The organism is Mycobacterium sp. AT1, assembly GCF_002043095.1.
Classification (GTDB): Bacteria; Actinomycetota; Actinomycetes; order Mycobacteriales; family Mycobacteriaceae; genus Mycobacterium.
On record NZ_MVOC01000009.1, the window covers coordinates 1 to 26,175 of the forward strand.

The 26,175-nt window shown below is 68.4% G+C and carries 28 protein-coding genes; 13 read left to right on the forward strand and 15 right to left on the reverse strand.

The features are described from left to right. From B1790_RS04450 to B1790_RS04470, 5 genes are all read right to left on the reverse strand, one after another. On the reverse strand, nucleotides 1-409 hold a 409-nt coding region (locus B1790_RS04450), incomplete at its 3' end, for an NAD(P)/FAD-dependent oxidoreductase (protein WP_142271030.1). After that, the gene (locus B1790_RS04455; RefSeq protein ID WP_079922010.1) at nucleotides 406-915 is read right to left on the reverse strand and encodes an isoprenylcysteine carboxyl methyltransferase family protein; all 510 of its coding nucleotides are present in this window, start codon (nucleotides 913-915) and stop codon (nucleotides 406-408) included. The genes B1790_RS04455 and B1790_RS04450, both read right to left, overlap by 4 nt. Before the next feature lie 4 nt (nucleotides 916-919). Further along, nucleotides 920-2,002, reverse strand: a complete 1,083-nt coding sequence (locus B1790_RS04460) for a type III polyketide synthase (protein ID WP_255407245.1) — start codon at nucleotides 2,000-2,002, stop codon at nucleotides 920-922. Next, complete coding sequence (locus B1790_RS04465; protein ID WP_233164935.1) at nucleotides 1,995-4,304, reverse strand: MMPL family transporter; 2,310 nt, start codon at nucleotides 4,302-4,304, stop codon at nucleotides 1,995-1,997. The genes B1790_RS04460 and B1790_RS04465 overlap by 8 nt, the downstream gene beginning before the upstream one ends. Before the next feature lie 172 nt (nucleotides 4,305-4,476). Next, entirely contained in the window at nucleotides 4,477-4,902 is a 426-nt protein-coding gene (locus B1790_RS04470; RefSeq protein ID WP_233164936.1) for a hypothetical protein, read from the reverse strand. 64 nt (nucleotides 4,903-4,966) lie between these two features. Between B1790_RS04470 and B1790_RS04475 the strand changes: the two genes are divergently transcribed. Continuing rightward, entirely contained in the window at nucleotides 4,967-5,407 is a 441-nt protein-coding gene (locus B1790_RS04475; protein WP_079922013.1) for an SRPBCC family protein, read from the forward strand. On the opposite strand, the gene B1790_RS04480 is transcribed toward B1790_RS04475, so the two are convergent. Continuing rightward, nucleotides 5,404-6,810 (reverse strand): amino acid permease, encoded by a 1,407-nt coding sequence (locus B1790_RS04480; protein WP_079922158.1) that lies wholly within the window; start codon nucleotides 6,808-6,810, stop codon nucleotides 5,404-5,406. The genes B1790_RS04475 and B1790_RS04480 overlap by 4 nt on opposite strands. 124 nt (nucleotides 6,811-6,934) lie before the next feature. Then, complete coding sequence (locus tag B1790_RS04485; protein WP_079922014.1) at nucleotides 6,935-8,131, reverse strand: ABC transporter permease; 1,197 nt, start codon at nucleotides 8,129-8,131, stop codon at nucleotides 6,935-6,937. Nucleotides 8,132-8,298: 167 nt separating this feature from the next. Here B1790_RS04485 and B1790_RS04490 point away from each other — a divergent pair, with 167 nt between their 5' ends. Continuing rightward, a complete protein-coding gene (locus tag B1790_RS04490) occupies nucleotides 8,299-8,982 on the forward strand; it encodes a cutinase family protein (RefSeq protein WP_369832284.1) in 684 nt (227 codons plus the stop codon). On the opposite strand, the gene B1790_RS04495 is transcribed toward B1790_RS04490, so the two are convergent. The 4 genes from B1790_RS04495 to B1790_RS04510 form a co-directional block, all read right to left on the reverse strand. After that, nucleotides 8,983-9,927 (reverse strand): enolase C-terminal domain-like protein, encoded by a 945-nt coding sequence (locus B1790_RS04495; RefSeq protein ID WP_369832285.1) that lies wholly within the window; start codon nucleotides 9,925-9,927, stop codon nucleotides 8,983-8,985. Between the two features lie 29 nt (nucleotides 9,928-9,956). Beyond that, the gene (locus B1790_RS04500; RefSeq protein ID WP_079922016.1) at nucleotides 9,957-10,742 is read right to left on the reverse strand and encodes a GNAT family N-acetyltransferase; all 786 of its coding nucleotides are present in this window, start codon (nucleotides 10,740-10,742) and stop codon (nucleotides 9,957-9,959) included. 7 nt (nucleotides 10,743-10,749) lie between these two features. Beyond that, entirely contained in the window at nucleotides 10,750-11,595 is an 846-nt protein-coding gene (locus tag B1790_RS04505; protein ID WP_079922017.1) for a hypothetical protein, read from the reverse strand. Between the two features lie 71 nt (nucleotides 11,596-11,666). Next, the gene (locus tag B1790_RS04510; RefSeq protein WP_079922160.1) at nucleotides 11,667-12,956 is read right to left on the reverse strand and encodes an ammonium transporter; all 1,290 of its coding nucleotides are present in this window, start codon (nucleotides 12,954-12,956) and stop codon (nucleotides 11,667-11,669) included. A gap of 136 nt (nucleotides 12,957-13,092) precedes the next feature. On the opposite strand from B1790_RS04510, the gene B1790_RS04515 reads away from it, so the two are divergent. From B1790_RS04515 to upp, 7 genes are all read left to right on the forward strand, one after another. Next, entirely contained in the window at nucleotides 13,093-13,536 is a 444-nt protein-coding gene (locus B1790_RS04515) for a Fur family transcriptional regulator (RefSeq protein ID WP_079922161.1), read from the forward strand. A 46-nt stretch (nucleotides 13,537-13,582) separates the two neighbouring features. Next, entirely contained in the window at nucleotides 13,583-15,796 is a 2,214-nt protein-coding gene (gene katG / locus B1790_RS04520) for a catalase/peroxidase HPI (protein WP_079922018.1), read from the forward strand. A 75-nt stretch (nucleotides 15,797-15,871) separates the two neighbouring features. After that, the gene (locus tag B1790_RS04525; RefSeq protein ID WP_079922019.1) at nucleotides 15,872-16,480 is read left to right on the forward strand and encodes a class I SAM-dependent methyltransferase; all 609 of its coding nucleotides are present in this window, start codon (nucleotides 15,872-15,874) and stop codon (nucleotides 16,478-16,480) included. Next, complete coding sequence (locus tag B1790_RS04530; protein ID WP_079922020.1) at nucleotides 16,477-16,860, forward strand: VOC family protein; 384 nt, start codon at nucleotides 16,477-16,479, stop codon at nucleotides 16,858-16,860. Before B1790_RS04525 ends, B1790_RS04530 begins: the two co-directional genes overlap by 4 nt. A 91-nt stretch (nucleotides 16,861-16,951) precedes the next feature. Beyond that, entirely contained in the window at nucleotides 16,952-18,187 is a 1,236-nt protein-coding gene (locus B1790_RS04535) for a GTP cyclohydrolase II (protein WP_079922021.1), read from the forward strand. Continuing rightward, entirely contained in the window at nucleotides 18,184-19,416 is a 1,233-nt protein-coding gene (locus B1790_RS04540) for a URC4/urg3 family protein (RefSeq protein WP_079922022.1), read from the forward strand. The genes B1790_RS04535 and B1790_RS04540 overlap by 4 nt, the downstream gene beginning before the upstream one ends. A gap of 16 nt (nucleotides 19,417-19,432) precedes the next feature. Then, entirely contained in the window at nucleotides 19,433-20,062 is a 630-nt protein-coding gene (gene upp / locus B1790_RS04545; protein ID WP_079922162.1) for a uracil phosphoribosyltransferase, read from the forward strand. Here the strand turns inward: upp and B1790_RS04550 are convergent, their stop codons facing one another. Next, nucleotides 20,063-20,770 (reverse strand): GDSL lipase, encoded by a 708-nt coding sequence (locus B1790_RS04550; protein ID WP_079922023.1) that lies wholly within the window; start codon nucleotides 20,768-20,770, stop codon nucleotides 20,063-20,065. Continuing rightward, nucleotides 20,770-22,041 carry an acyltransferase gene (locus B1790_RS04555; protein WP_079922024.1) on the reverse strand — a complete coding sequence of 424 codons (1,272 nt, stop codon included), beginning with the start codon at nucleotides 22,039-22,041 and terminating at the stop codon, nucleotides 20,770-20,772. The genes B1790_RS04550 and B1790_RS04555 overlap by 1 nt, the downstream gene beginning before the upstream one ends. A gap of 272 nt (nucleotides 22,042-22,313) precedes the next feature. Here B1790_RS04555 and B1790_RS04560 point away from each other — a divergent pair, with 272 nt between their 5' ends. Then, the gene (locus B1790_RS04560) at nucleotides 22,314-22,748 is read left to right on the forward strand and encodes a Rieske (2Fe-2S) protein (RefSeq protein WP_079922025.1); all 435 of its coding nucleotides are present in this window, start codon (nucleotides 22,314-22,316) and stop codon (nucleotides 22,746-22,748) included. A gap of 1 nt (nucleotide 22,749) precedes the next feature. On the opposite strand, the gene B1790_RS04565 is transcribed toward B1790_RS04560, so the two are convergent. After that, on the reverse strand, nucleotides 22,750-23,337 hold the full coding sequence (locus B1790_RS04565) for a M15 family metallopeptidase (RefSeq protein WP_079922026.1): 588 nt from the start codon (nucleotides 23,335-23,337) through the stop codon (nucleotides 22,750-22,752). A gap of 64 nt (nucleotides 23,338-23,401) precedes the next feature. On the opposite strand from B1790_RS04565, the gene B1790_RS04570 reads away from it, so the two are divergent. Then, on the forward strand, nucleotides 23,402-24,538 hold the full coding sequence (locus B1790_RS04570) for an alkaline phosphatase family protein (RefSeq protein ID WP_079922163.1): 1,137 nt from the start codon (nucleotides 23,402-23,404) through the stop codon (nucleotides 24,536-24,538). A 10-nt stretch (nucleotides 24,539-24,548) separates the two neighbouring features. After that, entirely contained in the window at nucleotides 24,549-25,295 is a 747-nt protein-coding gene (yaaA, locus tag B1790_RS04575; protein WP_079922027.1) for a peroxide stress protein YaaA, read from the forward strand. A gap of 27 nt (nucleotides 25,296-25,322) precedes the next feature. Here yaaA and B1790_RS04580 read toward each other — a convergent pair whose 3' ends face one another. Beyond that, the gene (locus tag B1790_RS04580; protein ID WP_198951911.1) at nucleotides 25,323-25,730 is read right to left on the reverse strand and encodes a VOC family protein; all 408 of its coding nucleotides are present in this window, start codon (nucleotides 25,728-25,730) and stop codon (nucleotides 25,323-25,325) included. Between the two features lie 77 nt (nucleotides 25,731-25,807). On the opposite strand from B1790_RS04580, the gene B1790_RS04585 reads away from it, so the two are divergent. Beyond that, nucleotides 25,808-26,047 carry a hypothetical protein gene (locus B1790_RS04585; protein WP_079922028.1) on the forward strand — a complete coding sequence of 80 codons (240 nt, stop codon included), beginning with the start codon at nucleotides 25,808-25,810 and terminating at the stop codon, nucleotides 26,045-26,047. Nucleotides 26,048-26,175: the final 128 nt, after the last annotated feature.

The following is a 26,175-nucleotide window of genomic DNA, read 5'->3' on the forward strand; positions in this document are numbered from 1 at the left end:
CCGCCGCCAGATATCTGGCGTGCAAGTCCCCCACCCGAACCGACGAGTCGTCCTGCGTGACCGGACCGACGTCCTGGTGGACGAACCGCACCCCGGCGTCGTCGGCCGCGTCCCGGAGGGCGGCGTGAAGCACGGTCCTGCGCACGCCGAGACCGGTGCCCGCGCGGAACGTGGCGTCTACTCGCCGGCCGCCACCGAGATAGCTGATCCCGTGCAGTGCGCGTCCTTTCGGGTCGACCCCGAGGCGGGCGAGATGCGCGAGGGTGTGTGGCATCATGCCCTCGCCGCAGGCCTTGTCGAGGTCGCCAGTGCGCCGCTCCACCACGACGACCTCGAGCCCGGCCTGGGCGGCGTACAGCGCGGTGGCCAAACCCGCGGGGCCGCCGCCGCCCACCAACAGGTCGATCACGACAGGCTCGCGAGCGCGGCGTTCTCCACCTTGATCCGCGTCCGCAGCAATGCCGCGTTGAGCACGGTGAAGACGACCGCGGTGATCCAGGACCCGTGCACCAGCGGCAGCGCGACGCCCTCGATCACGACGGCGACGTAGTTCGGGTGCGGTATCAGGCGATACGGGCCACCGGTGACGCGGTCGGCCCCCGGGATGACGACCACCCTGGTGTTCCACTGCGATCCGAGGGTGGTGATGCACCACCACCGGAGCACCTGAGCCGCGACCACGACGGCCAGCATCGGCCAGCCGAGGGCGGGGATGAACGGTCGATGCAGGACGAGCGGCTCGACGAGGCAGCCCACCAGCAGTCCGACGTGCAGGACGACCATCGTGGGATAGTGCGCGGCCCCGAACTCGGTGCCGCCGTTGGCCTGACTCCAGGCCAAGTTTCGCTTGGAGACGACGAGTTCGGCGATCCGCTCGACGCCGACGGCGACGATCAGCAGCACGTACCAGGTCATCGGGTCACCTCCACCGCAGCAGGACGAGCTCCGAGCAGAAACCCGGGCCCATGGCCATCATCAGCCCGGACGTTCCCGGCTCGGGACGCTTGGCGATGGTGTCGCGCAGCACGTGAAGCACCGAGGCCGAGGACAGGTTGCCCACCTCCGCCAGCGAGCGCCACGTCAGCTCGAGCGCGTCGTCGGACAGGCCGAGCGTGGCGGTGATGGCCTCGATGACCTTGGGGCCGCCGGGATGGCTCACCCAGGTACCGACGTCGTCGATCGTCTTGTCATGTGCGGCAAGGAAATTGGTGACGTCGTCACCGAGGTAGCGCTCGACGACCTTGGGGACGTCGGGCGAGAGCACCAGCCGGAAACCGGTGGAGTCGACGTCCCAGCCCATGGTGCGTTCCGAATCGGGGTAGAGGTGACTCCGCGAGTCGAGCACCTCGGGCCCCGAGGCGACCATGCCCTTGGCGCGGCGGTCGCCGACGGCGACCACGGCGGCCGCCCCGTCGCCGAACAAGCTGCTGCCGACGACGGTCGCCATCGACGGGTTGCGCTTGGGCACCAACGAGCACAGTTCCACGGCAACCAGCACGGCGACGTCGTCGGGCGCCCCCCGAAGATAGTCGTTCAGGCGCGCCACCCCGGCGGCGCCCGCCACGCAGCCGAGGCCGAACATCGGCACCCGCCGGACGTCTGGCCGCAGGCCGATCCGGGCGGCGATGCGGGCGTCGAGTGTCGGCACCGCGAGACCGGTGACGGTCGTCGAGTAGATGACGTCGACGTCCGCCGGCTCGAGACCGGCGTCCTCGAGTGCGCCCAGCACCGCTGCGCAGCCGAGCTCGACGGCATGCTCGATGAAGATGTCGTTGGCCTTGCCGAAGTCGTCGAGCGTGGCGTACTCCTCCAGCGAGAGCACCATGTGCCTGCTGTCGACCTTCGCGCTCCGATGTAGCTTCCTGATGGGCTCGGCGTACTCCGCATAGCCGGGAATGGCCAGCAGCGCCTCGGTCACCTCGGCCTGGGTGTAGCGGTTGGATGGGAGTTCTCCCCGTACGGCGGCGATCACACTCATGGCGCCCTCCTTCTTCTTAGACACGACACCCGGGACCGAATGGTTCACGGGTCAGATGAACGGAGCGGGCGACGGAGGTCGCTCCGGTGCGCTGAGGTGGCTGCGACGCCGGGGACTCGTGACGGGCACCGTGACCGTCGTCGAGGCCGAAGCGATCGTGGAGCCGGGTGAGCCACCGTGGTGACCACCAGTTCCACTCCCCCATCACGCGCATGAAGGCCGGAACCAGAACCATCCGAACCAGCGTGGCGTCGGTGAGGATGGCCAGGGTGAGTCCGAGCCCGAACATCCGCATGAACGACACCTCGGCGGCGATGAGCGCCGCGAACGAAATGGACATCACCACCGCCGCGGCGGTGACGACTCGACCGGTGCGGGAGATGCCGAGCGCCACGCTCTCGTCGCTCCTGGCCCGCGCGGTCTGCGCGTCACCGGCCCCGCCGGATTCCAGCCAGAACTCGCGAATGCGCGAGACCAGGAACACCTCGTAGTCCATCGACAATCCGAAGGCGATGCAGAACAACAACACCGGAATGTTGGCGACCAGCGTCCCGGTCGTCGTCGTTCCGAGGCCGCCGAGGTGGCCGTCCTGGAAGATCCAGACCATCGCGCCAAAGGCCGCCGTCAGAGACAACGCGTTGAGCACCAACGCCTTCAGCGGGATCGCCACGCTGCCGGTGAGCAGGAACAGCACCACGAACATGATCGCCGCGATCAGCCCGAGCACGAGGGGCAGCCGCGAGGTGATGGCGTCGACGCTGTCGGCGTTGGTCTGCGCGGTGCCGGTCAGCAGAACCCCTCGGCCACCGGGGCCCGGCACCTTGTGGAGGAGGTCAAGCTGAGCCTGCGAGCCGTCGGAGAACAACGGTGCGGAGCTGTGCACCGTCAGGAATGCGCTGCCGTCGGCCTGGGTCGGCGGGGACACGCTCGTGACGTCCGGCACGCGGGCCAGGTCCGCTGCGTAGCGGGCGAAGTCGCCCGCCATGAGGTCCTTCGCGTCGGGTACGACGACGGTGACCGCGGTGGCCGAGTCGTCGACGAAGTCCTCCCGTAGGTGGTCGCCGACCTGATGCGCCGACGCCGACACGGGCAGCACCCTGTCGTCGGGGAAACCCCACTTGACCCCGAGGAACGGTGCGCCGAGCAACAGCATCACCCCGACGACGGCGACGCCGATCGGTACCGCATGGCGCATGACGCCCTTGGTCCACCGGTAGAGGAATGGTTGCCCGACGGAGCGGTGCGCCGCGGTGGACCGACGAAACGGCCCACGAATCCTCCACGCGTTCAAGCGGTCTCCGAGCAACACGATGACCGCAGGGGTGACGAAGAGCGCGGCCGCCGCGGCGAAGCCGACCGTCGCGACTCCCGCATAGGCGAACGACTTGAGGAAGTGCATCGGAAAGAGGGCCATCATGGCCATCGACAACGCGACGATGGTCGCCGAGAACAGCACCGTGCGGCCAGCCGTTCCCATGGTCTTCACCAGGGCTTCTTCACGCGGGACACCGTCGGCGATCTCGTCGCGGTACCGGCTGAGGATCAACAGCGTGTAGTCGACGGCCAGGGCCAAACCCATTGCGGCACTGAGGTTCAGCGCGAATATCGAAACATCGGTGAAGAAGGTGACGCCGCGTAGCACGGCCAGCGCACCGAGAATCGCCATTCCGCCGACGGCGATCGGGATCAACGCCGCCAGAACGCCGCCGAACACCCAGATCAGGACGACGAAGCTCAGCGGTATCGCCAGCGACTCCATCACCATTAGGTCGTGTTGCGACTGCTCGGTGATCTGAATGTTGAGCATCGCCGTTCCACCGGACCGGACGGTCACGCCGTCGCGGTCCTGGGCAAGCAGGTCGGACAGGTTCTTGGCGGCCTCCTGGGCCTTGGCGTCGTCACCCGACACGCCCGCGACGATCAGACCGGATCGTCCGCCGTCGCCGATCAGTCCGGCCGTCGCCGCCGCGGGGACCGTCCACGCCGACACGATGGTCGCGACGTCGGGTGAGCGCTCCAGTTCGTCGACGATGCCGAGGCCGATGGAACGGGCGGCGTCGCTGCCGTATCCGTTCGGATCGGAGACGACGAAGATCAGCTGAGGTCCTCCCTGGTCGAACGTGTCGGCCAGAAGGGCCGTAGCCCGCGCCGACTCCGACGTGGGATCCTCGAAACCGCAGGCGCACAACGTCTTGGCGACCGGAATGCCGAAGATTCCCGCCGCGACGGTGATCAACGCTGCGATCGCGACGAAGCGTCGGGGCGCGACGATGGCCGCGCGGGCGATGTCGCCAAGGAACGAACGTCCCGACGTGGCTTGCGTCACGGTCGACTCCTCACGATGCACATGTCAACGGTTGATGACTTGTGACCGTAGGGGACGTCGCGAGCTATGTCAACAGATGGTGACTTAGCGGTCGGTCAGGGGCGTAGAACGCCGAGACCCCCGAGGCGATCGTCGATCGCCGCGGGGGTCTTGGGCTCTAGAGCGGGTGTGGCTACCCGGCGTTGGCACAGAAGTTCGGAACACAGAAGCTCGCGCCTCCGGGACCGGCGTTGGCACTCCCGCCCGGGACGTACGCACTGGCGCCGTCCGGTCCGGTCACGGCGCCCGCCCCTGGCACGGTGGCCTCGGTACCGCCGGGGCCAGCCTGCGCGCCCGCGCCCGGCACCGTCACACCCGCGCCATCGGGTCCAGCGGTGGCTCCGGTGCCCGGCGCCACGGCCGACGCGCCGTCAGGACCAGCGGTCGCGCCCGTGCCCGGCGCGCCAGCGGCCGCACCGTCGGGACCTGCAACTGCGCATGCTGGGGTGCCCTCGACGCCACACGGCGGCGGTGGGTTCGCTCCCGCGAGCGGTGCAAGGGCAATCGCCGTCGCTCCGGCGCCGGCGAACAGGATCTGTGTCATGAGGTGCTTTCTCATGGCGACTGAGTACCACCGGTCAATCTGCTCGAAACATCAAAGTTGCGTCGGATACGTTGCACCCATGGCCGTTACCGAATCACGCGAGATCACCATCGACGCGACGCCCCGCGAAATCCTCGACGTGCTGTTCGACCTGGAATCCCTGCCCGAATGGTCGCCGGCCCACCAGGAGATCGAGGTCCTCGAGCGGGACGCCGACGGGCACCCGAGCCGATCCCGGCAGGTGGTCAAGATCGTGGGGATCAGCGACGAGCAGGAACTCGCCCACGTCGTACATCCCGACGGGGTCGGTTGGACGTTGATCAGCGCCCAGCAGCAACGGGCGCAGGAGGCGCGATACACCCTGACACCCGTAGGCGATTCCACCCACGTGAGGTTCGACATCACCGTCGACCCGATCGTGCCGCTGCCGTCGTTCCTGATCAAGCGCGGCGCCAAGGGCCTCCTGGAGACGGCAACCACCGGTTTGCGGGACCGGGTGCTTCAGGTCAAGGAGGGCTAGAGCGTCGACTCCGTCAGGCTGTGGCCACGACGCCGGTGGACGACGACGCCCGCGCCGATGATGAAGATCGCCGAGATCAAGGACAGGAAGATCGCGGACTGCTGATCGGGATCGAAGGCCATCAGCACCAACACCGCGACGATGGCCACCATGACCACGATCGTCAGGTAGGGGAACAGCCACATCTTGACCGGTGCCTCCTCGCCGTTGGCGCGCATGGTGCGCCCGAGGACGAACTGGCTGGCCGCGATGGCGAGGTAGACGAACAGGGCGATGGCACCGCTGGTTGCCAGCAGGTAGGAGAAGATCTTCTCGGGCAACAGGTAGTTGCCGACCACCGCCAGGAATCCCACCACCATCGACGCCAAGACGGCGACCCACGGAACGCCGTTGCCGGTCAACTTGCGCACGGCGCGCGGTGCGTCCCGGCGATCGCCCAGCGAGAACAACATGCGAGATGCGGTGTACAGCGCCGAATTCAGGCACGACGCCACTGCCGTGAGGATGACCAGGTCCATGATGATCTTCGACCCCGGGATGCCGATCGCCTCGAGGGTGCTCTGGTACGAGCCGTTCTCGAGCTTGTCGTATGGCATCAAGGCGACGATCACGAAGATGGAACCGATGTAGAACAACGAGATTCGCCAGATCACCGAGTTCACGGCCTTGCTGATGCCGGTGGTCGGGTCTGGCGACTCGGCGGCCGCGATGGTGACGATCTCGGTGCCCATGAAGGAGAACATCGTGACCAACATGCCGGCGATGACGGCGCCAAATCCGTTGGGCATGAACCCGTCTGGCTGCCACAGCTGGTCGATCCCGCTGACCTGGGAGTCGGGGATGAGCCCGAGGATCGCCGCAATGCCGATGCCGATGAACGCGATGATCGCGACGACCTTGATGAGCGCGAACCAGAACTCGAACTCGCCGTAGTTGCCGACGCTGATCAGGTTGGTGACGGTCAGCAGCAACGTGACGGCGAGCGCCCACACCCATTGAGGAGCCCCGACGAGGTCAGACAGGATCGCCGCCGCCGCGGTGGCCTCGACGGGGATGACCAGCACCCAGAACCACCAGTACAGCCAGCCGACGGAGAACCCCGCCCAGCCGCCGAGCGCCCGGTCCGAGTAGACCGAGAAGGAGCCGGTGTCGGGGTTGGCCGTCGCCATCTCCCCCAACATCCGCATCACCAGGACGACGAGCGTGCCCGCCATGAAGTAGGAGATCAGGACGGCGGGCCCGGCCTCCTTGATGGCGTTCGCCGACCCCACGAACAGGCCGGCGCCGATGACGCCCGCGATCGAGATCATCGTGATGTGGCGCGGCTTGAGGCTGGTGCCGAGCGCGGCGTCCGGAGAATCCGGCTGTGACGTCTGGCCTTCGGTGGACACATGGTCGGTCATTTGAGCGCCACCCTTCCTAAGTGCCGTCACGGCACGCTGACCGCAGACGGCCTGGTTGCCCACGGCACGTTATTTCAAAACCCGTCGACCCGCCACGCCTGGAGCCCGATGAGCCGTCGATTCCCTACGGCTGCCGATCGGGGCGGTAGGCGACCATCTCACGCGACAGGATTCGGCGGATCCGGGGTTCACGACTGCAGGTCACCGCAAACACGGTGAGCAGCACCCAACTCGCCAACGCACTGAGCAGGACGAGCAGAAATGCCGCCCACTCGCCACCGGACAACTCGGTCGCCGCGGTCTGGCGCGACCACAACCGCCAAAAGATCATCAGGTTCACGCTAAGGCCGACCCCGTAGGAGAGCGCAAACGAGAACAGATACGGCTTCCACGTACTGTCGTGCAGGCGGGCCGAAATCGGTTCGTGCCGAAGCGGATACAGCACGGACAGCACGTTCCCAACACCGAGCCAGATGAAGACCATGGTGACCAACTGGTCGACGAGGGCCACCGGATTGCCCTCGCTGGCCACGGTGAGGAAGGCGACGACGGGCAGCGCGGCGACGGTGATCAGGACGGCCATCGCCAGGTTCTTCGCCACCAGGATCTGCCAGAGGCGGTCGCCGTGTGACATCGCGTCGCGAACCCGTTGCGCCTCGAAGCACAGCGCGTTCGTGCACACGACGCTGCCGACGACTGCGGAGAACAGGTAGAGACTCAGTCGGCTCACGTCGTCGTACCTCGACATGCCGCTGAAGTGGAAGACGCTCACCAGCGCCAGGCTGATGCCAAGGGTGATCAGCAGCCGCATCAGGACGGCCCGCGGCTTGTCGGCGACGAGGTGTCTCACTTCGGCGACGACGCGCTTGCCAAGCCCGGACAGCGGCGCGCCGCGAAGGACCGCGATGCGGTTCTCCCCCGAACCGGCGGCGGCGGCGTCCGCGCCGCGCGCTCGGCAGACGGCGACGATGGCCTCGGCCACGGCAATCCTCGCCAGGGCCACTGCCAAGACCGCGTCCGCGCTGGCGTGTTCGGGCGGCACCGCAACGCCTCGCGTGCGCGCCACCCCCCGGGCGTAGTCGTCAGCCCGCTCACGCCACGGGGCGGATGCGGCGGCCACGGCGATGTCTCCGCTGATGGTGGCCTGCACCGAGGACAGCTCGGCGTCGGCGTCGGCGAGCACGCGGGCGAGCGCCTCGTCGTCCCAGTGCGCGGCTCCGGCGGCAGTGTCGACGCGCCGAATCGCGTCGCCGAGGAAGCGCAGTTCGTCCACTGCGGCGATGTCGGGCGGAGTGTGGGCTTCCGGGGCGTCCGGGGTCATGGCGCCAACTGAACCATTCCGCGTCGACCCTGTATACGACGACATTCGCGGCTAACCGGCTGGGAACTCTCGACGGCGCTATTCTGTTGTCAGAGTGACGGGAGTGAAAATTGGGTATGGGCTGAAGGTCTTCTTCTACTCAACCCACATCAGGTCAAGGAGCGGCCGTGCACGTGCAAGGGACCTCGCTGCTGACGCGCGCGGCATTGACGGCTGCCGCGGCCGTCGCGCTGTCCACCGTCACGCTGAACAACCCGCCGACCGCCGCCGCCGCCGAGTGCCCGGACATCGAGGTCGTGTTCGCCCGTGGCACCGATGAGCCCCCCGGCATCGGTGTCGTCGGCCAAGCCCTAGTGGATTCCCTCAAACCGCTGGTCAAGGGCAAGTCGATCCGCTCCTACGCCGTGAAGTACCCGGCGTCCTACGACTTCCTCGGGGTGGCCGACGGTGCCAACGACGCGAGCGCCCGCGTGCAGTCGACCGCCAAGAACTGCCCCAAGACCAAGATCGTCCTTGGCGGCTACTCCCAAGGTGCGGCGGTCATGGACGTCGTGACCACGTCCCCCATCACCGGCCTCGGCTTCAAGGCTCCGTTGCCGGCGGCGATGACCGACCACATCAGCGCCGTCGCGGTCTTCGGCAACCCGTCGGCGCGGCTCGGTCAGCCCTTGACGACCCTGAGCGCCCTCTACGGACCCAAGACCGCCGACATGTGCAACACCAACGACCCGATCTGTTCCCTTGGCAAGGACTTCACCTCACACGTCCGCTACCCACAGTCCGGCCTGGTGAAGAAGGCCGCCCAGTGGATCGCCGACAATCACCTGAATCCCAAGTCGAAGTCGACCTAGTCAGGCGGTATCCCGAGCCGACCGCAACCGCCGCCGCCACGCGTCGACCCGTTCGGCGTCGGTGACGGCGAACCGCCGGACGAGCTCCGGCACCGGAGCGGCGGGCGTCGGCGCGACCGGCAGGTGCCCGTCGACCGGACGCAGTACCCGACCCGGTGCGACGAGGTCGCCGTCCAGCAGGGTCACGGTGCCGAGCGCACATGCGTACGGCAGCTCCGGAAGTGCGCCCGCCAGCGCGAGACCGGCGGCCAGCCCGATGCTCGTCTCGCCGGAGGACGACACCACGCACGGCAGTTCCAGCCGCTCCGCCACACGCAGCGCCCGTCGCACCCCGCCAAGTGGCCCACTGCGGAGGATGACGACGTCGACCGCCTCGGCGCAGGACGCCCCGGCCGCGATCGGCACGTCCACCCTGCCGCGGACGGCGGCCAACTCGGCGGTGGTGCGGCACGGGTCGGCGACGAACTCCACCCCGGCGGCCGCCTCCGCGAGGATCCCGATTGCCCGCGCGGCGTCGTCGACGTTCCACATTCCGTTGGCGTTCAACCGGATTCGCCCCCGAGGACCCAGCTCGTCACGGACCGCGACCACCCGCTCGACGTCTTGGGCGAGGGAGCCGGGCGTCGCGGCAACGGTAACCTCCGCGGTGAGACAGCCCGAGCCCCTGACGGTGCGGCGGGCCGACGCGGCGTCGACCGCGGCCACGACAACGGCGATCGGGATCCGGCCCCGCCGCGGATCGGGCCATCCGACGGTGCCGCCCTCGACCGCGGCGGTGAGCCATCGGCCGTTCTCCGCGTCGTCCCCGCCGGGCGCAGGGCTGAATTCGCCCCACCCCTGCGGCCCCTCGATCAGCATCCCTTCGCGTACGCCGGACCCGTCGGCCATGGGGATGCCGAAGATCGGCGTTGCGTCGAAGTCGATCATCGCCTTCATCGGGGACATGCCTTCATCGGGGACAAGCTAACCGACCGTCACCGGTGCGGCGCACGGTACGCCTGCACGATCGGCTCGACCAGTTCGAATCCGGCCTTGCGATACACCCGTCCGGCCGGGTTGGTGGCCTCGGTGACGATGACCCACTGCGCGCACCCGCGCGACGCCGCCCACGTCGCGGCCACCCCGATGAGGTGCGACGCGATGCCCCGGCCGCGATGCTCGGGTGCCGTGCCGACGTTCTGATAGCGCGCCGTCCCCCCGCAGTCGACGATCCCCAGCTCGGCAACCAGCCGACCGCTGACGAAGGCGCCGACGAAGAGTGCGGCGCCCCGGTCGACGAGGGCTCGCTGCGACTCGATGCGTGCCCTGGCGAAGCGTTCGTGCGCCACGGCGTCATACTGCGCCGTCTCCTCGTTCACGGCCATCTCCCGCGCGACGAGCTGATCCCAGTCCTCCCCGACGAGCCCACGGACGGCGTACCCGGCGGGCGGTGTGGTCTGCCGTGGCGGATGCGTCGTGGCCAGGACGTCGTCCAACTCGAGCGCCAGCCCATGGCGTTCCCACGCAGTCCGGCAAACGGGCATCCGCGCGAGCCCGATCGCGGTCCACTCGGCGTCGGAAAAGGACCCGCGGAACACGTCGACCCACCGGTCGGCGTCGTCGACCGCGGCGGGGTCGGTCACGAATATGCAGTTACCCCAATGAAAGTCGGGATTGCTCGGCGAGCGGACGACGAGGTGGTCGGCGTGCTCCTCGACGGCGGAACCCGCGAGTTCGAGCACCGCCAGATCGGTCGCCCAACCCAGCGACTGGGTGCGCATCCTGGGGTCAGCCGAAGAAGCCGTGCGAACCCGACTGCCCCGGGGTGGCGCGGCCGCCGTTCGTTGGCCGTGGCGGCGGCGGCGGCGTCGCACTCAGCGGCGATCGGGTCACGTTCTGCTGCGGCTTCTTGGGTGGGTCGGGCGTCTGATAACTGGGCTGGTACTGCCGGGTGACCGGCGGGGCGACCTCCGCAGGCGGTGGCGGTGGCGGGAGTACCGGCGGCGGCAACGGAGCCGCCGTGGACACCACGGGGGCAGACGGCGTCGGCGCCGGTGGGGCGGAGGACTCGCTGGGAGCCACGGGTGCCGACTCGTCGCCGGCCGGGCTGCGCAGAACCAAGACGACGACGCCGACGACGGCCGCGACGACGCCGAGGACCGCGGCGGCAATCAGCACTGCTCGCTTCGGAAACGGCGCGCTGGCCGGCGTCGACTTGAAGTCCCATGCCCCGCTGTTGACGAGGCGGGACTCCCGCGACGACGGGGCGGGAGCGCGGACGAATCCGTTGCGCCTAGTCGGCACCACGTTCAACGACGCGGCCACGGACACGGTTTCAGGACGTTCGAAGACTGGGGCGAGGGTTGGCCCTTCGGGTTCGGCCGACTCGACGGGGTTCATGTCCTCGACGAGCCAGCGATCCGTGTCGGGGTCGGAATCGTCGGCGATCGCGGGCGGGAACTCCTGGCGAGGCGGGGCAGGAGGGGCTGGGCGCGGCGGGGCCGGCGGAGCGGGCCGTGGCGGGGCAGGCTGCGGCTGGGATGACGGTGCCTCGTCGACTGGTTGCGCCGCGCCGAACCACCCGTCGTCGGCGTCGTCGAATCCGTATTCGGCGCCCAAATCCCGAACCGTCATCTGGCCATGCTACCGCGTGTGACGTGCAGGAAGAGCGCTCGTTGAGCCGGTGGCCCGAATCTGCCTGCGCGTCAACCCTCCTCGACGCCCTGGTTGCCGAACGTCGTGGCTCGGCGCCCGGGAGAGTGCCCGTGGACGCCTTCGGCGTAAGCCGTTTCGGCGTGTTGGCTGAAGTCGATCCCCGCGGTCTCGTCCTCGGCGCTGACGCGAAAGCCCATCAGACGGTCGATGATCTTCGCCAGACCGTAGGACACTGCGAACGCATAGGCGGCTACCACCACCGCCGCCAGCAGTTGTTTGCCGAGCTGCGTGAGGCCACCTCCGTAGAAGAGCCCCCGCGGCCCTCCCGTCATGACCTCGGTGGCCAACAGCCCGATCAGAAGCACGCCGACCACTCCGCCGACGAAGTGCACTCCGACGACGTCGAGGGAGTCGTCGTAGCCGAAACGGAACTTGAACCCGATGGCGAACGAGCAGACGACACCCGCGGCAAGCCCGACCAGGACCGCGCCGAGGGTGTTGACGGTGCCGCAGGACGGCGTGATCGCGACCAAGCCTGCGACGACGCCGGAGGCGGCACCGAAGGTCGTCGGCCGGCCGTCACGGATGCGCTCGACGGTGAGCCAGCCCAGCATGCCGAGACAGCCCGCCACCAGCGTGTTCAGGAAGATCGCCGCGGCAGTTCCGTTCGCGGCCAAGGCCGAACCCGCGTTGAAGCCGAACCAGCCGAACCACAATAGGCCGACGCCAAGCAGGACGAACGGCAGATTGTGTGGCCGCATCGCCTCCTTCTTGAACCCGATGCGCGGACCGAGAACCAGTGCCAGAGCCAACGCCGATGCGCCAGAGACGATTTCGACCACCAACCCACCGGCGTAGTCCAGCGCACCGAACTTGAACAGCCAACCGCCGGGTGACCACACCCAATGCGCGACAACCGAATACACCACGATGGTCCAGATGGGCACGAACACCATCCAGGCCGAGAACCTGGCTCTGTCGGCGATCGCACCGCTCACCAGAGCGGCGGTGATGATCGCGAAGGTCAGCTGGAAGGTCGCGAAGAGCAGTTCGGGAACCGAGCCGTGCACGGTGGTCGGGTCGACGCCGAGCATCGCCACGTGCGAGAGATCGCCGATCAGCCCGGCGTTGCCCTCCCCCGAGAACGCCAACGTGTAACCGAACAGCAACCACGCGATCGTCACGAGCGGTATCGCGATGAAGCTCATCATGATCATGTTCAGCACACCGGTCGTGCGCACCATGCCGCCGTAGAAGATGGCCAGCCCTGGCGTCATGAGCAGCACCAGTGCCGTACTGGCCAGCAGCCACGCGGTCGCCGCCGGATCGATCGTGTTCATTCGCCACTCCTCGCCGAAGATTCGGACGAGGTTAGCGAACTGCCCGAATCCGCCGACGAGGCGATCGAGATGAACAGTCGGCGCGTCTTTTGCGAATTCTTGACCGATTCCAGAAAAGACGGGCATAGTGGTCCGCGTGACACCGTCGCCGGACTACGCGGAGCAGCTGCGCCATGCAGGCCTTCGCGTGACCCGGCCACGTGTCGCGGTACTCGGGGCGGTGTGCGAGCACCCGCACGCCGACACGGAGACGATCTTCGACTCCGTTAGGACAGGTCTGCCCGAGGTGTCTCGCCAGACCGCGTACGACGTGTTGGCGGCCCTGACCACCGCGGGATTGGTACGTCGGATTCAGCCATCCGGCTCCGTTGCCCGCTACGAGTCACGGGTCGACGACAACCATCACCACGTCGTATGTCGATCGTGCGGCGTCATCGCCGACGTCGACTGCGCCGTTGGCGACGCTCCCTGCCTGACCCCGTCCGACGGCAGCGGCCTTCTCGAGGGCTTCTCCGTCGACGAGGCCGAGGTCATCTATTGGGGGCTGTGCCCCGACTGCTCCACCGCACGAACAGTTTGATCCGTTCCACTTCTCAATCGATCAGCCCCGAACGAAAAGGAACCCCATGGCCGAAGGCAAGACTCCGAACGCCGAAGTCGGAGAAATGAACGAGTCGAGCATCGAGGGCCAGTGCCCCATGCGCGCTCCCTACCCGACCGAGAGCGCGAGGACCAACGAAAGCTGGTGGCCCAAGAAGCTCAACCTGCGGATCCTGGCCAAGAACCCCGTTGAGGTCGACCCGTTCGGTGGCACCTTCGACTACGCCGCCGCGTTCGGCGCCCTCGACCTGGCCGCGGTGAAGAGTGACATCGAAGCCGTTCTGACCACCTCGCAGGACTGGTGGCCCGCCGACTTCGGTCACTACGGTCCGCTGATGGTCCGGATGGCCTGGCACAGCGCGGGCACCTACCGCGTCAGCGACGGTCGCGGTGGCGCGGGCGCCGGTCAGCAGCGCTTCGCTCCCCTGAACAGCTGGCCCGACAACGGCAACCTGGACAAGGCACGCCGGCTGCTCTGGCCCGTCAAGAAGAAGTACGGCAAGAGCCTGTCCTGGGCCGACCTGATGGTGCTCACCGGCAACGTCGCGCTGGAGTCCATGGGCTTCGAGACCTTCGGCTTCGCCGGCGGCCGGGCCGACGTGTGGGAGCCCGAGGACGACGTCTACTGGGGTCCCGAGACCGAGTGGCTCGGCGACGCCCGCTACACCGGCAAGCGTGATCTCGAAAACCCGCTCGCCGCAGTACAAATGGGCCTGATCTACGTCAATCCCGAAGGCCCCAACGGACATCCGGATCCGCTGGCCGCCGCGGTCGACATTCGCGAGACCTTCGCCAGGATGGCGATGAACGACGAAGAGACCGTCGCACTGATCGCAGGCGGTCACACCTTCGGCAAGACGCACGGCGCAGGCGATCCCGACGCCAACGTCGGCCCGGAGCCGGAAGGCGCGCCGCTGGAGCAGCAGGGCCTCGGCTGGAAGCAGTCGCTGCGCTCCGGCAAGGGTGCCGACACCATCACCTCCGGCCTCGAGGTCATCTGGACCCAGAAGCCGACGGAGTGGACGAACCTCTTCTTCGACAACCTGTTTGGGTTCGAGTGGGAGCTGGAGAAGAGCCCCGCGGGCGCCAACCAGTGGGTGGCCAAGGATGCTCCCGAGTCGGCCTACGTGCCCGGCCCGGAGGCGACGTCGGAGAAGCGCAAGCCGACGATGCTCACCACCGACCTCGCGTTGCGCATGGACCCGATCTACGGTCCGATCTCCAAGCGCTTCCACGAGAACCCCGACCAGTTCGCCGACGCGTTCGCCCGCGCCTGGTTCAAGCTGACGCACCGCGACATGGGACCGATCCAGCGCTACCTCGGCCCCGAGGTTCCCTCGGAGACCCTGGACTGGCAGGACCCGATCCCGACCGGCCAGAGCCAGCTCTCGACCGAGGACGTCGCCAAGCTCAAGGGTGACATCCTGGCGTCGGGTCTGACTGTCCCGCAACTGGTTTCGACCGCATGGGCGTCCGCGTCGACGTTCCGCGGCAGCGACAAGCGCGGCGGAGCCAACGGCGGTCGCATCCGGCTGCAGCCGCAGTCGTCGTGGGAGGTCAACAACCCCGACGAGCTCGCCCAGGTGATCCGCACGCTGGAGGGCATCCAGTCCTCCTTCGGCGCCGACAAGGTGTCGTTCGCCGATCTCGTCGTGCTCGGCGGGGTCGCCGCAGTCGAGAAGGCCGCGGCCGACGGCGGGTTCTCCGTCTCGGTTCCGTTCACCCCGGGTCGTGGTGACGCCACCCAGGAGTGGACGGACGAGGAGTCCTTCGCCTACCTCGAGCCGAAGACCGACGGGTTCCGCAACTACCTCGGCAAGGGCAGCCTGCCTGCGGAGTACCTGCTGGTCGACCGGGCCAACCTGCTCACGCTGACCGCGCCGGAGCTGACGGTCCTCGTCGGCGGCCTGCGCGTCCTCGGCGCGAACTGGGACGGGTCGAAGCACGGCGTCTTCACCGATCGGGTGGGGACGTTGACGAACGACTTCTTCGCCAACCTGCTCGACATCGGCGTCACCTGGAAGGCGACCGACGACTCGTCGGACACCTTCGAGGGAAGCGACGCGTCGGGCAGCGTGAAGTACACCGGAACGCGGGCCGACCTCGTGTTCGGGTCGAACTCCGAACTGCGCGCCGTCGCCGAGGTCTACGCCAGCGACGACGCCAAGGAGAAGTTCGTCACCGACTTCGTCGCCGCGTGGGCCAAGGTCATGGACCTCGACCGGTACGACCTCGTCTAAGCCACCTCTGCAGCCCCAAGGACACCCCGCGAACCCTCACCGGATCGCGGGGTGTTCTTGCGTCAGAATGGCGTGATGGGTACCCGATGGCAGGACACGGACGCGCCACGCGGCGACAGCTACGACCAGCGGTGGGCCAAGCTCGCCGAATCGGGTGAGAGCATCCACGGCGAGGCGGACTTCGTCGAGAGCCTGCTGGGGCAGACGGGCGGACGCCGGGTGCTCGACGCGGGGTGTGGCACCGGCCGGGTCGCCATCGAATTGGCCCGTCGCGGACACTCGGTGCTCGGCGTCGACGCCGACCCCGACATGCTCGCCAGCGCGCGCACCAAGGCCCCCGACCTCAGCTGGATTCACGCCGACCTGGCGGACCTCGGCGCGCACTCGACCGAGACGTTCGATCTCGTCCTCCTCGCCGGCAACGTGATGATCTATCTCGCCCCGGGAACCGAGGAACTCGTCATGGGTGAGCTGGTCGACCGGCTCGCCCCCGGCGGACTTCTGGTCGCCGGCTTCTCGATTCGACCCGGCCGGCTGCCGCTCGCCGAGTACGACCGCGTCGCCGCGGGCGCCGGATTGGAGTCCGTGGCCCGGTTTGCGACGTGGGACCGCGAGCCCTACGACGGTGGCGACTACGCGGTGTCGGTGCATTGTCGGCCCGCGTCGGTAGGGTCCCCGGCGTGACGTCTGACTCCCCCACATTGCGCATCGGATCGGTGTCCGTCGACTGCCCGGACCCCGGCACGCTCGCGGACTTCTACGCCGAATTGTTCGGCATGACGCGGATCGTCGAAGCACCCGACGGCAGCGTCGTCGCCATCTCCGACGGCACCCACACCCTGGCGATGATGAAGGTCGACGACTACGTCGCACCGACCTGGCCCGCACCAGAGCAGGGTCAGCAAATGCACTTCGACGTCTCGGTTCCGGACCTCGACGCCGCCGAAGCCCGCGCGCTGGCCGTCGGAGCCCGGCTCGCCGATCACCAACCCGCACGCGACTTGTGGCGGGTGTTCCTCGACCCGGCCGGACATCCCTTCTGTCTGACCACCTTCGGCGCGTAGCGGCCGACACCCGGCGTCGCGTGCGGCCAATCGCTATGCTGGCGCATTCCAGCGGCCCGATGGCCGGACGTTCGACCCCCGAGGAGCGAGCATGGTCGCGCACATCCGACTGACCTCGCACAGCGGCGGGGTGGGCGCCCTGCCCATTACGTGGGACGCCCCGACCGCCACCCAGCGCGGACCGGTCATCGGCACCACCACCAAGCGCGCGCACCGCAACGTGATCGGCACCCACAGCGGCTCCTACGGCGTGTACCGCGCGCTCGCCGTCGCCGCGGGCGCGCTGTCGCGGGAGCACAAGGCCGACCTGACCAACACCTCACCCACCGACGTCGTCGGCCCATACCCGCAGTGGAGCGAGCCGGGCAAGATCGTCAGCCTCGACCCGTGGGGGGCAATGGTCGCCGACGTGTTCGCCGACGAGCTGGCCGCCGGTCACGACATGCGCCCGTCGATCGCCATCACCAAGGCGCACGTCATCCTGCCCGAGGTCGTCGACGCCGTGCAGAAGGGCAGGCTCGTCCCCGACGGACGCGTACTGCTCCCCAGCGGCGCCGCGCTGGTCACCAAGGCCGCGATCGAACCGGTCTGGTACCTGCCCGGCGTGGCGCGACGATTCGACTGCACCGAAACCGATCTGCGCAGAGCGCTTTTCGAGGAGACCGGAGGAATGTACCCGGAGCTCGTCACGCGATCCGATCTCGAGGTCTTCCTTCCACCGATCGGCGGCCAGACCGTGTACGTATTCGGTGCGACCAAGGATCTGGCGGACCCGTCGGTCGAGCTGACCGCGCGGGTGCACGACGAGTGCAACGGCTCGGACGTCTTCGGCTCCGACATCTGTACCTGCAGGCCGTATCTCACCCACGCCATCGAGGAGTGCATCCTCGGCGCGCAGCGCGGCGGAGTGGGACTGGTGTCCTACTCCCGCAAGGAGGGGCGCGCACTCGGCGAGGTCACCAAGTTCCTCGTCTACAACGCACGCAAGCGGCAGGTCGGCGGCGACACGGCCGACCAATACTTCGCCCGCACGGAATGCGTTGCCGGCGTTCAAGACATGCGGTTCCAGGAGCTCATGCCCGACGTTCTGCACTGGCTGGGCGTTCGCAAGATTCACCGGCTCGTCTCGATGAGCAACATGAAGTACGACGCCATCACCGGATCGGGCATCGAGGTCGGCGAGCGCGTCAACATTCCCGACGACCTGGTGCCCGCCGACGCCCGCGTCGAGATCGACGCCAAGATGGCCGCGGGCTACTTCACCCCCGGCCCGGTACCGGACGCCGAAGACCTCAAGAACTCGAAGGGCCGCGGGTTGGGCGGATGAGCGCCGCCCAGGCCGACGGGGCCGCGGTGCTGCTGCGCACCACCACCGCCGTCCGGGACCGGGCCGGTTTCCTGCTGGGGCGAGCACGCGCCGGCGAGTCGCCGTGGTTCGTCGTCGACGACGACTCGACCCCGGTGGCGGTGGCCGAAGTGGTCGCCGTGACGCGACACCGCTATCCCGACCTGAACATTCCGTTCCACAGCCGGTGGCGCCACTTCGAAGCGGGCGGGGTCGACCGCAAGGCCGAACTCGACGCGCGGCTCGCAGCCCTGGATCCGGCCGGCCGAGCCCGCGCCATGATCGACCTCGCCGTGGTGAGCGTGCTGCTCGACGCCGGCGCGGGGCCTGATTGGCACTACGACGAGGCCTCCAGCGGGCTGCGGTTCGACCGGTCGGAAGGGCTCGGCGTCGCGTCCTGGAACGCGTTCGCCGACGGAGTGTTCTCCTCCGATGCCGATGCACCGCTGCGCGTCGACGCCGAGGGACTGCGAGCCTTGACCCCGGCGCGGCTGGCCGAGGCGTTCCAGATCGCCCCGGACAACCCGCTGGTCGGCGTCGACGGCCGGGTGGAACTTCTGCACCGATTGGGCTCGGCGCTCGCCGCGCGGCCCGAGGTCTTCGGACCGCTCGGCCGACCCGGAGGGTTGTTCGACCGACTGCTCCCCCAGCACGGCGCCGCGACGGTCACCGCGCATGACATCTTGTCTCAGCTGCTCGCGTCGCTGTCGGGAATCTGGCTGGCCGACAACGCAATCGGCGACCAGCGACTGGGCGATTGCTGGCCTCACCCCGCCGTCCCCGGGCCCGGCCTCACCGCGGGGTGGATGCCATTTCACAAACTGTCGCAATGGTTGACCTACTCGCTGCTCGAGCCGTTCGGCTGGGCAGGCGTCCAGGTCTCGGGGCTCGACGCGTTGACCGCACTCCCGGAGTACCGCAACGGTGGGCTGCTGCTGGACACCGGCGTGCTCCGACTGCGCGACCCCGGTTGGCTCGACACCGCGTGGTCAGTCGACGACGAACTGGTGGTCGAATGGCGGGCGTTGACGGTGGCCCTGCTCGACGAGCTGGCTCCGCTGGTACGCGCCGAACTGGGCGTCGACGCGGATCGAATGCCGTTGGCGTGCGTGTTGGAGGGTGGCACCTGGGCCGCGGGACGAGCGCTGGCGAAGCGCCTGCGCAACGGGCTCCCGCCGTTGACCGTCGTCAGCGACGGCACCGTCTTCTAGGGGAATGAGTTCACACATGACGTCGCTACACCTCGTCGACCACCCGCTGGTCCAGCACAAGCTGACACTGTTGCGTCGAAAGGACGCCTCCACCAAGACCTTTCGCCAATTGGTCAACGAGATCGCGGCGCTGGTGGCCTACGAGGTGCTTCGGGACATCCCGCTGCACGACATCGAGATCGAGACGCCGCTCGAGACGATGACCGGCCGGGTCATCGACGGCAAGAAGCTGGTCTTCGTGTCGATCCTTCGGGCCGGCACCGGCATCCTCGACGGCATGCTCAGCGTCGTGCCCGGTGCGCGCGTCGGACACATCGGCCTCTACCGCGACCCCAAGACCCTGGTGGCCGTGGAGTACTACTTCAAGATGCCGGGCGACCTCGAGGAGCGCGACGTGGTGATCGTCGACCCCATGCTCGCCACCGGCAATTCGGCCATCGCAGCGGTCGACCGACTCAAGGAATGCGCCCCGAAGTCCATCAAGTTCGTCTGCCTGCTGACGTGCCCGGAAGGGGTCGCCGCCATGCAGGAGGCACATCCCGACGTCCCGATCTACACCGCCGCCGTCGACCGACAACTCGACGAACACGGGTACATCCTGCCGGGGCTCGGCGACGCGGGCGACCGCATCTTCGGGACCAAGTAGTCAGACCCGCCGGGGCAGCTGGTCGCCGATCAGCGGCGCGATCTTGTCGGCCATGTAGGCGTGTCCGGCGTTGGTGGGATGGACGCCGTCCGGACCGATGAGATCCGGCCTGTCCACGAACCACCGCTCAGCGATCGGATCGATGAAGGTCGCACCCGCGAGCATCGACTGGAAAGACAGGATGTCGCGGATCTGCAGTACCGCGGGCGGCACGTCCGCCGTGGGCCACGGCGGTCCGATCACCAACAGGCGGGCGGTCGGCGCGATGTTGCGGGCCAGCGAGAGCGAGCTGAAGACCTGCCCGTTGAGTGCGTTCGGGTCGACACCCTGATCGTTGCGGGACCCGTAGAACACCACGACCGAGTCGTCGGGCTTGACGGCTCGCGGGGTGAGGTCGACGAACAGGTTGCCCTGGTCGCCTCGTACGCCGTAACCCGCCCGGCCCTCGGCCGCGACGTCGGCGTTGACCTGCATGCCCCTGCGCGCCAACGTCTTCCAGGCGAGCACGGGCCACGCGTTGGGGCCCTGACCACCGATGGCGGTGCCGTTGGTGTACGAGTCGCCGATGACCGCGACCCGCATCACCGGCGTCCCCGCCGTCGTGGCGTCGTAGGGCGTCGTGCGGACCGACGGGGCGTTGAGCAGCAGCCCGACGAGCAGGGTCACCGACAGGACGAATGTGACTAAACGGCTAGCTAAGACCTGCATCAACCCGCCTGGACTCGGAGTGTCGTGGCTCGATCATCGAGTGTGCCCCGAATCAACGGGGGCTCGGGGGCATCGGGCTCGGGGGGATCGGGATCTGGCGAACCGGACTGCGGCGTGTGCTCGAGGTCCACCGGCGGCCTGCGCTCGCCGACCATCCTGCGCATCCACATCCGGGCGGGCTCCTCGACGAAGTGGAACAGCAGAACCGCCAGGATCGCCGCCACCAGGATCAGCCCCGCGAAGATGAGCTTCGCACCGATGCTGGGCTCCATCGTGATCTCGTATTGCGCCATGATCCACAGCCAGGCGGTGTGAACCAGCTCGTGCACCATGTACAGCCCGAACGAGACCTGCCCGCCGTAGACCATCAGTCTGGTGGACAGGACCGCAGGCAGCGTGCCGGAGCCGATGGACAACGTGACGACCAGCGGCAGGAACAACACGTCGACGAGGCCGAAGTCGTCGCGGATGTTTGGCACCGGATGGCCGTCGAACCAGTAGAGGGCCCCGACGATGGCGGCGAGCAACACCACCGATGCGACGCCGGCGCCACTGCGGGCCCGGTCGGTTGGCCTCATCTTTCGCACCGCGGCGCACGCCAGTGCGCCAGCGGTGAACTGAAGGACGATGCGGGGCAGCCAGCTCCACGGCGTGTAGAACTGTCCGCCCGACCCGACCAGCAGCAACAGCGGCGGCAGGGTGGCGGCGAAGGCGAGCAGCAGCAGACCCCGCACGCTCGTCGCCCGCGCGATGCGGAAGACCACCAGCACCAGCAACCCGAACAGCAGGTACGCCAACCACTCCGCGCTGATCGACCATGCCGGGCCGTCCCAACTCGAGAAGTCGAAGAACGGCTGGAACCACAGCTGCACCATGACCAGCTGGCGTAGGTAGTTGATCGCGGTCAGGGACGCCGCCTCCGGCGACGGGAAGTCGCCGTAGAGGAGCGTGAAGATGATCCACAGCGCCGCGAGGTGCATCGTCACCAGGTACAGCGGCCACACCCTCGCCAACCGCAGCCACAGGAAGTGCATGGTGGCCTTGGTCGACCACTTGTCACCCATCCGCTCCAGATAGTTCCAGGTCAACACGAAGCCGCTGAGAATGAAGAAGAGGTCGACGCCCTGGGCGCCGCAGTCCAGGATCGGCTTGAGCGAGTCGTAGAGCGGGGGCGAGGCCATCTGCAGCAGGGGCCGGAAATGGAACAACACCACCCACAGAGCGGCGACGATGCGCAGGCCGGACAGGGCCTTGATTTCTCCGGTGCGCACAACACTCTTTCCGTGATTTCGGGCCGGTCGGTTCGCAGGTGATCCGCGCCGTTGCGTCAGCTGCCGTGCGGTCTCCGAACCTGCTGTCGGCTCCTGGCAGGGTAACAGCGCCGCCTTGGGGGTGGCATGTCCGCAACGCTGTGCGATCGCTGAGACGAGGCGCCACTTTCGGGTTCCGCGGTCAGCTGCCAGCTTCGGGGGCCACAATTCGTTCACGACCCTGCGCAGCCCCGCACGGCCGCCCCTGCTCCCACCCTGGAGGATCCCTCGTCATGCTCGAACACATTCGTCCACCCCGACGAGCGGTCATCGTCGGCGCCGGCGTCGGCGCGCTTGCCACGGCCGCCGCGGCATGCAGCTCCGCGGAGAAGGAACCCGCCGCGGCATCGGAGTCCCCGGCGGCGGCGGCGCCGACGGGCGCGCCGGCGTCAGGTGCTCTGACCAAGACGACCGACGTGCCGGTCGGCTCGGGTGTCATCGTCGGCGACACGGTGATCACCCAACCGACGACGGGGGTCTTCAAGGGCTTTTCCTCGGTCTGCCCGCACGCCGGATGCAACGTCAACGCGATCACCGACGGCAAGATCATCTGCCCGTGTCACAAGAGCGAGTTCAACCTCGACGGAACGGTCGCCCAGGGCCCCGCCAAGAAACCGCTGGAGACGAAGGCCGTCACCGTGCAGGGCGAGTCGATCGTGGCGGGCTGAGCTACCCGGCGGCGTTCGGCCGCAACGGCGGACAGGTGCCCGCAGCGTCCACGGCGAGCTCGAAGTGCCAGATCTCGTTGGCGTAGATCTGACACAGCCCGAACCGCGAGCCGTTGGCGATCATCCACTGGTCCGCGACGACGGGGCCGACGTCGACCGCCTTGCCGAACACGTGCATCGACTTCTCCGGCGACGCCACGAACTGGGCCGCGAGGTCGGCGTTTCCGTAGGCGGTCACGGCCTGGTCGAACAGGCGCTGCTGGAAGCCCTTGGACCGCCATCCCGACGTCAGCAACACGTCGACGCCCTCGGCGGCAGCGGCGGTGGCGGCATCCTGAATCGCCTTGAGCAACACCGGCTCGAGGAATTCGACGGCGGGGTTCTTCACGTCGAACGGTGAGATCAGCTGACCGTCGGGAATCGATCCACCCGTCGTGTCGACTGCCCCGGTGCCGATCGACAGCGGTTCGACGGTGACGGCAGGCCCCGGCGGCGGTGCGGCGGTCTGCGGCGCCGCAGAGCTGCAACTCATCAGAATGGCGCTCAGCCCGACGGCAGTCACCACCGAGCCGCTCACCCCCTGACGCATGGGATGAGCGTATTCGTCGCGGACGGTGACTCTCGCCCCGGCGCCTGTGGCAGGCTCTGACGTCGTGGACACACCGCGCCCGGACCCCGGTCTCCCCCACCTCGCCGACGTCGTCCCCTCGGTGCTCTCGGCGCTTGGCGCTCCCGACTTCGATCGTCGAATTCCGATGCGCGACGGGCTTTCCGGGGCCTGCGTCTTGCTGGTCGACGGGCTCGGCGCGGAGTTGCTCGACGCCCATGCCGCCGACGCACCCGTCCTGGCGGGGCTCCGTGGGCAGACGCTGAGCGTCGGCTTCCCTGCGACGACGGCAGCCGGACTGGCGGCGGTGGGCACCGGATGCCGCAGCGGCGAACACGGCATGGTCGGCTACACCTTCCGGCTTGGCGACGCCGGTGTGCTCAACGCGCTGCAGTGGCGCAAGCACCCGTGGGGTGAGGATCTCCGCGACGCGCAGCCACCCGAGCGGGTGCAACCACTCCCGACGACGTTCGAGCGGGCCGCTGCGACGGGTTTCGCGGTGAGCGTGGTGTCGAACGCGCAGTTCGCCGACTCCGGGTTGACGCGCGCGGTGCTACGGGGAGCCCGCTACGTCGGTGTGCAGGGGCTCGGCGATCTGGCCGCAGGCGTGCAGCACGCCGTCGCCGCCGGCGGCTTCTGCTACGGCTACCACGGTGACCTCGACCTCATCGGCCACCTGCACGGCCCCGGCTCCCCGGCGTGGCGGATGCAGCTGCGTCAGGTCGACCGACTGGTCGAATCGGTCGTCGAAAGCCTGCCGCCCGGTGGGATGTTGGCCGTCGTCGCCGATCACGGCATGGTCGCCGTCGGCGACGCCGACCGGATGGACGTCGACGGGAACGAGGCGCTGCTCGCCGGTGTGAGCGCCATCGGCGGGGAGGCGCGGGCCAGGCACGTGTACACGGTCGACGGCGCGGCGGACGCGGTCCTCGCGGCCTGGCGGGAGACGCTCGGCGACCGCGCCTGGGTGGTGTCTCGCGACGAGGCGATCGCGGCGGGCTGGTTCGGCGAGCGCGTCGCCGATCGCGTGCTGGAGCGCATCGGCGACGTGGTGGCGGCGGCCCGCGACTCCGCGGTCATGGTGCGACGCACCGCGGAGCCCGTCGAATCGGCTCTCATCGGACACCACGGCTCGCTCACTACCGCCGAGCAGCGTGTCCCCCTGCTGCTGGCGTACGGCTAGTCTCGTCGCCGTGATCGTGCTGCTGCCGCCGTCGGAGACCAAACGGGACGGAGGCGACGGCCCGCCGCTGCACCTGGATTCGCTGAGTTCACCTGAGTTGGGCGCCGTGCGCGCTGCGCTGGTCGACGAGCTGGTCGACCTGGCCGCCGACCGCCCCGCGGCCCGTCGTGCGCTTGGGATCTCCGCATCGCAGGACAGTGAGATCGACCGCAACGCCGCACTGCGGAGCGCGCCGACGATGCCTGCCGTCGAGCGGTACACGGGGGTGCTCTACGACGCCCTCGACATCGAATCCCTCAGTGGCGCAGCCGCTTCGCGAGCCCGGTCTCGCCTCGCCGTCGGCTCGGCTCTGTTTGGGCTCGTCCGGGCGGGCGACGCCGTCCCCGCCTACCGGTTGTCGGCGGGCTCGAAACTGCCCAGCGGCGCGACGCTGGCGGCCAGATGGCGCCCCGTCCTGGAGCCCGTGCTGGCCCAATTGGCGCAAGACGAGCTGGTCGTCGACCTGCGGTCGGGCTCCTACGCCGCACTTGGCAGGTTGCCGGGCGCAGTCGACGTCGACGTGGTCGCCGAGCACGCCGACGGGCGGCGGACCGTCGTCAGCCACTTCAACAAGGCGCACAAGGGCAGGCTGGCGCGGGTGCTGGCGTCCAGCAGGGCCGAGCCGGGCGACGCGGCGGCGGTGGCCACGTTGGCCCGTCGCGCGGGCATGCGCGTCGAGCGGACGGGCAACGAGCTGATCGTCGTGGTTCCGGCCTGAAGTAGTGCCGGCCTGACGACGACCGGATCAGAGCGTCCCGAAGAACTCGATGGAGTTTCCGTCGGGGTCGGCGATGAACATCCAGCCCATCCCCGGCACCGGAGCGAATTCGGTCGGCGCCTCGACGATCTCGTAGCCGGCGCCCTCCACCTTGGCGGCGAGCTCGTGAAGGTTGCGCACGCCGACGGTGAAGTACCTGAGCCCGGCCTGCGCCCGACCGCCACCCGTCGCGGCGGGAAGGGGTGGCGGCGTGTTGTAGGTGACGAGCTTGATGACGCTTCCACCGAGGGTGTATCGCCGTTGCGTCCCGTCGGCGAAGTCGATCTCGCCCTGAAGTTCCAGACCGAGGAACCCTTCGTAGAATTCGACCATCGCGTCGACGTTCGTCGTGACGAGACCGATTTCGACACCGGGGCTGAGCAAGTCCAGGATCACGAGCCCAATGTAGGGGCAGTCGAGCCACGGGCGCGGGAGAATGATTCCCGCTGCGGCGCGGGGAGGGAGATCGCCAGGTGGAGACGTTCATCACGTACGTCAAGATTCAGGCGTTCGTCTTCCTCTGCGGGATCGTCGGCCCGATCTTCCTGATCGTGTACTTCTCCATTCAGCCCGAGCAGGACACGCGGTGGCTGTACTGGACCGGGCTCTTCATCACCGCCGCGGATGTTCTGATAGCCCTCGCCATCACGGATTCGTCCGCCCGTGCGGACAAGGCACACCAGAAGTCCACGAAGGCCCGCGAGCGCGTCTGATTTCCCGTCCTGACAGTCGTCTGACAGACTGACACGCGAGGGGAGTATTCCTTCGCTACGGTGTCGTCATCACGTTGTCCAAAGCTGGGCAGCCGGTGCCGTGGATCGCACCCGGTGTGCGGTGGCAG

Coding starts and splice junctions, on each gene's coding strand:
- B1790_RS04565 (WP_079922026.1), bottom strand. CDS start 23,337: ATGCGTCAGGGGGTGAGCGGCTCGGTGGTGACTGCCGTCGGGCTGAGC.
- B1790_RS04560 (WP_079922025.1), top strand. CDS start 22,314: ATGCTCGAACACATTCGTCCACCCCGACGAGCGGTCATCGTCGGCGCC.
- B1790_RS04500 (WP_079922016.1), bottom strand. CDS start 10,742: ATGCGCACCCAGTCGCTGGGTTGGGCGACCGATCTGGCGGTGCTCGAA.
- B1790_RS04510 (WP_079922160.1), bottom strand. CDS start 12,956: ATGAACACGATCGATCCGGCGGCGACCGCGTGGCTGCTGGCCAGTACG.
- katG (WP_079922018.1), top strand. CDS start 13,583: ATGGCCGAAGGCAAGACTCCGAACGCCGAAGTCGGAGAAATGAACGAG.
- B1790_RS04535 (WP_079922021.1), top strand. CDS start 16,952: ATGGTCGCGCACATCCGACTGACCTCGCACAGCGGCGGGGTGGGCGCC.
- B1790_RS04470 (WP_233164936.1), bottom strand. CDS start 4,902: ATGAGAAAGCACCTCATGACACAGATCCTGTTCGCCGGCGCCGGAGCG.
- B1790_RS04480 (WP_079922158.1), bottom strand. CDS start 6,810: ATGACCGACCATGTGTCCACCGAAGGCCAGACGTCACAGCCGGATTCT.
- B1790_RS04550 (WP_079922023.1), bottom strand. CDS start 20,770: ATGCAGGTCTTAGCTAGCCGTTTAGTCACATTCGTCCTGTCGGTGACC.
- B1790_RS04475 (WP_079922013.1), top strand. CDS start 4,967: ATGGCCGTTACCGAATCACGCGAGATCACCATCGACGCGACGCCCCGC.
- B1790_RS04525 (WP_079922019.1), top strand. CDS start 15,872: ATGGGTACCCGATGGCAGGACACGGACGCGCCACGCGGCGACAGCTAC.
- B1790_RS04540 (WP_079922022.1), top strand. CDS start 18,184: ATGAGCGCCGCCCAGGCCGACGGGGCCGCGGTGCTGCTGCGCACCACC.
- B1790_RS04455 (WP_079922010.1), bottom strand. CDS start 915: ATGACCTGGTACGTGCTGCTGATCGTCGCCGTCGGCGTCGAGCGGATC.
- B1790_RS04485 (WP_079922014.1), bottom strand. CDS start 8,131: ATGACCCCGGACGCCCCGGAAGCCCACACTCCGCCCGACATCGCCGCA.
- B1790_RS04505 (WP_079922017.1), bottom strand. CDS start 11,595: ATGACGGTTCGGGATTTGGGCGCCGAATACGGATTCGACGACGCCGAC.
- B1790_RS04495 (WP_369832285.1), bottom strand. CDS start 9,927: ATGTCCCCGATGAAGGCGATGATCGACTTCGACGCAACGCCGATCTTC.
- upp (WP_079922162.1), top strand. CDS start 19,433: ATGACGTCGCTACACCTCGTCGACCACCCGCTGGTCCAGCACAAGCTG.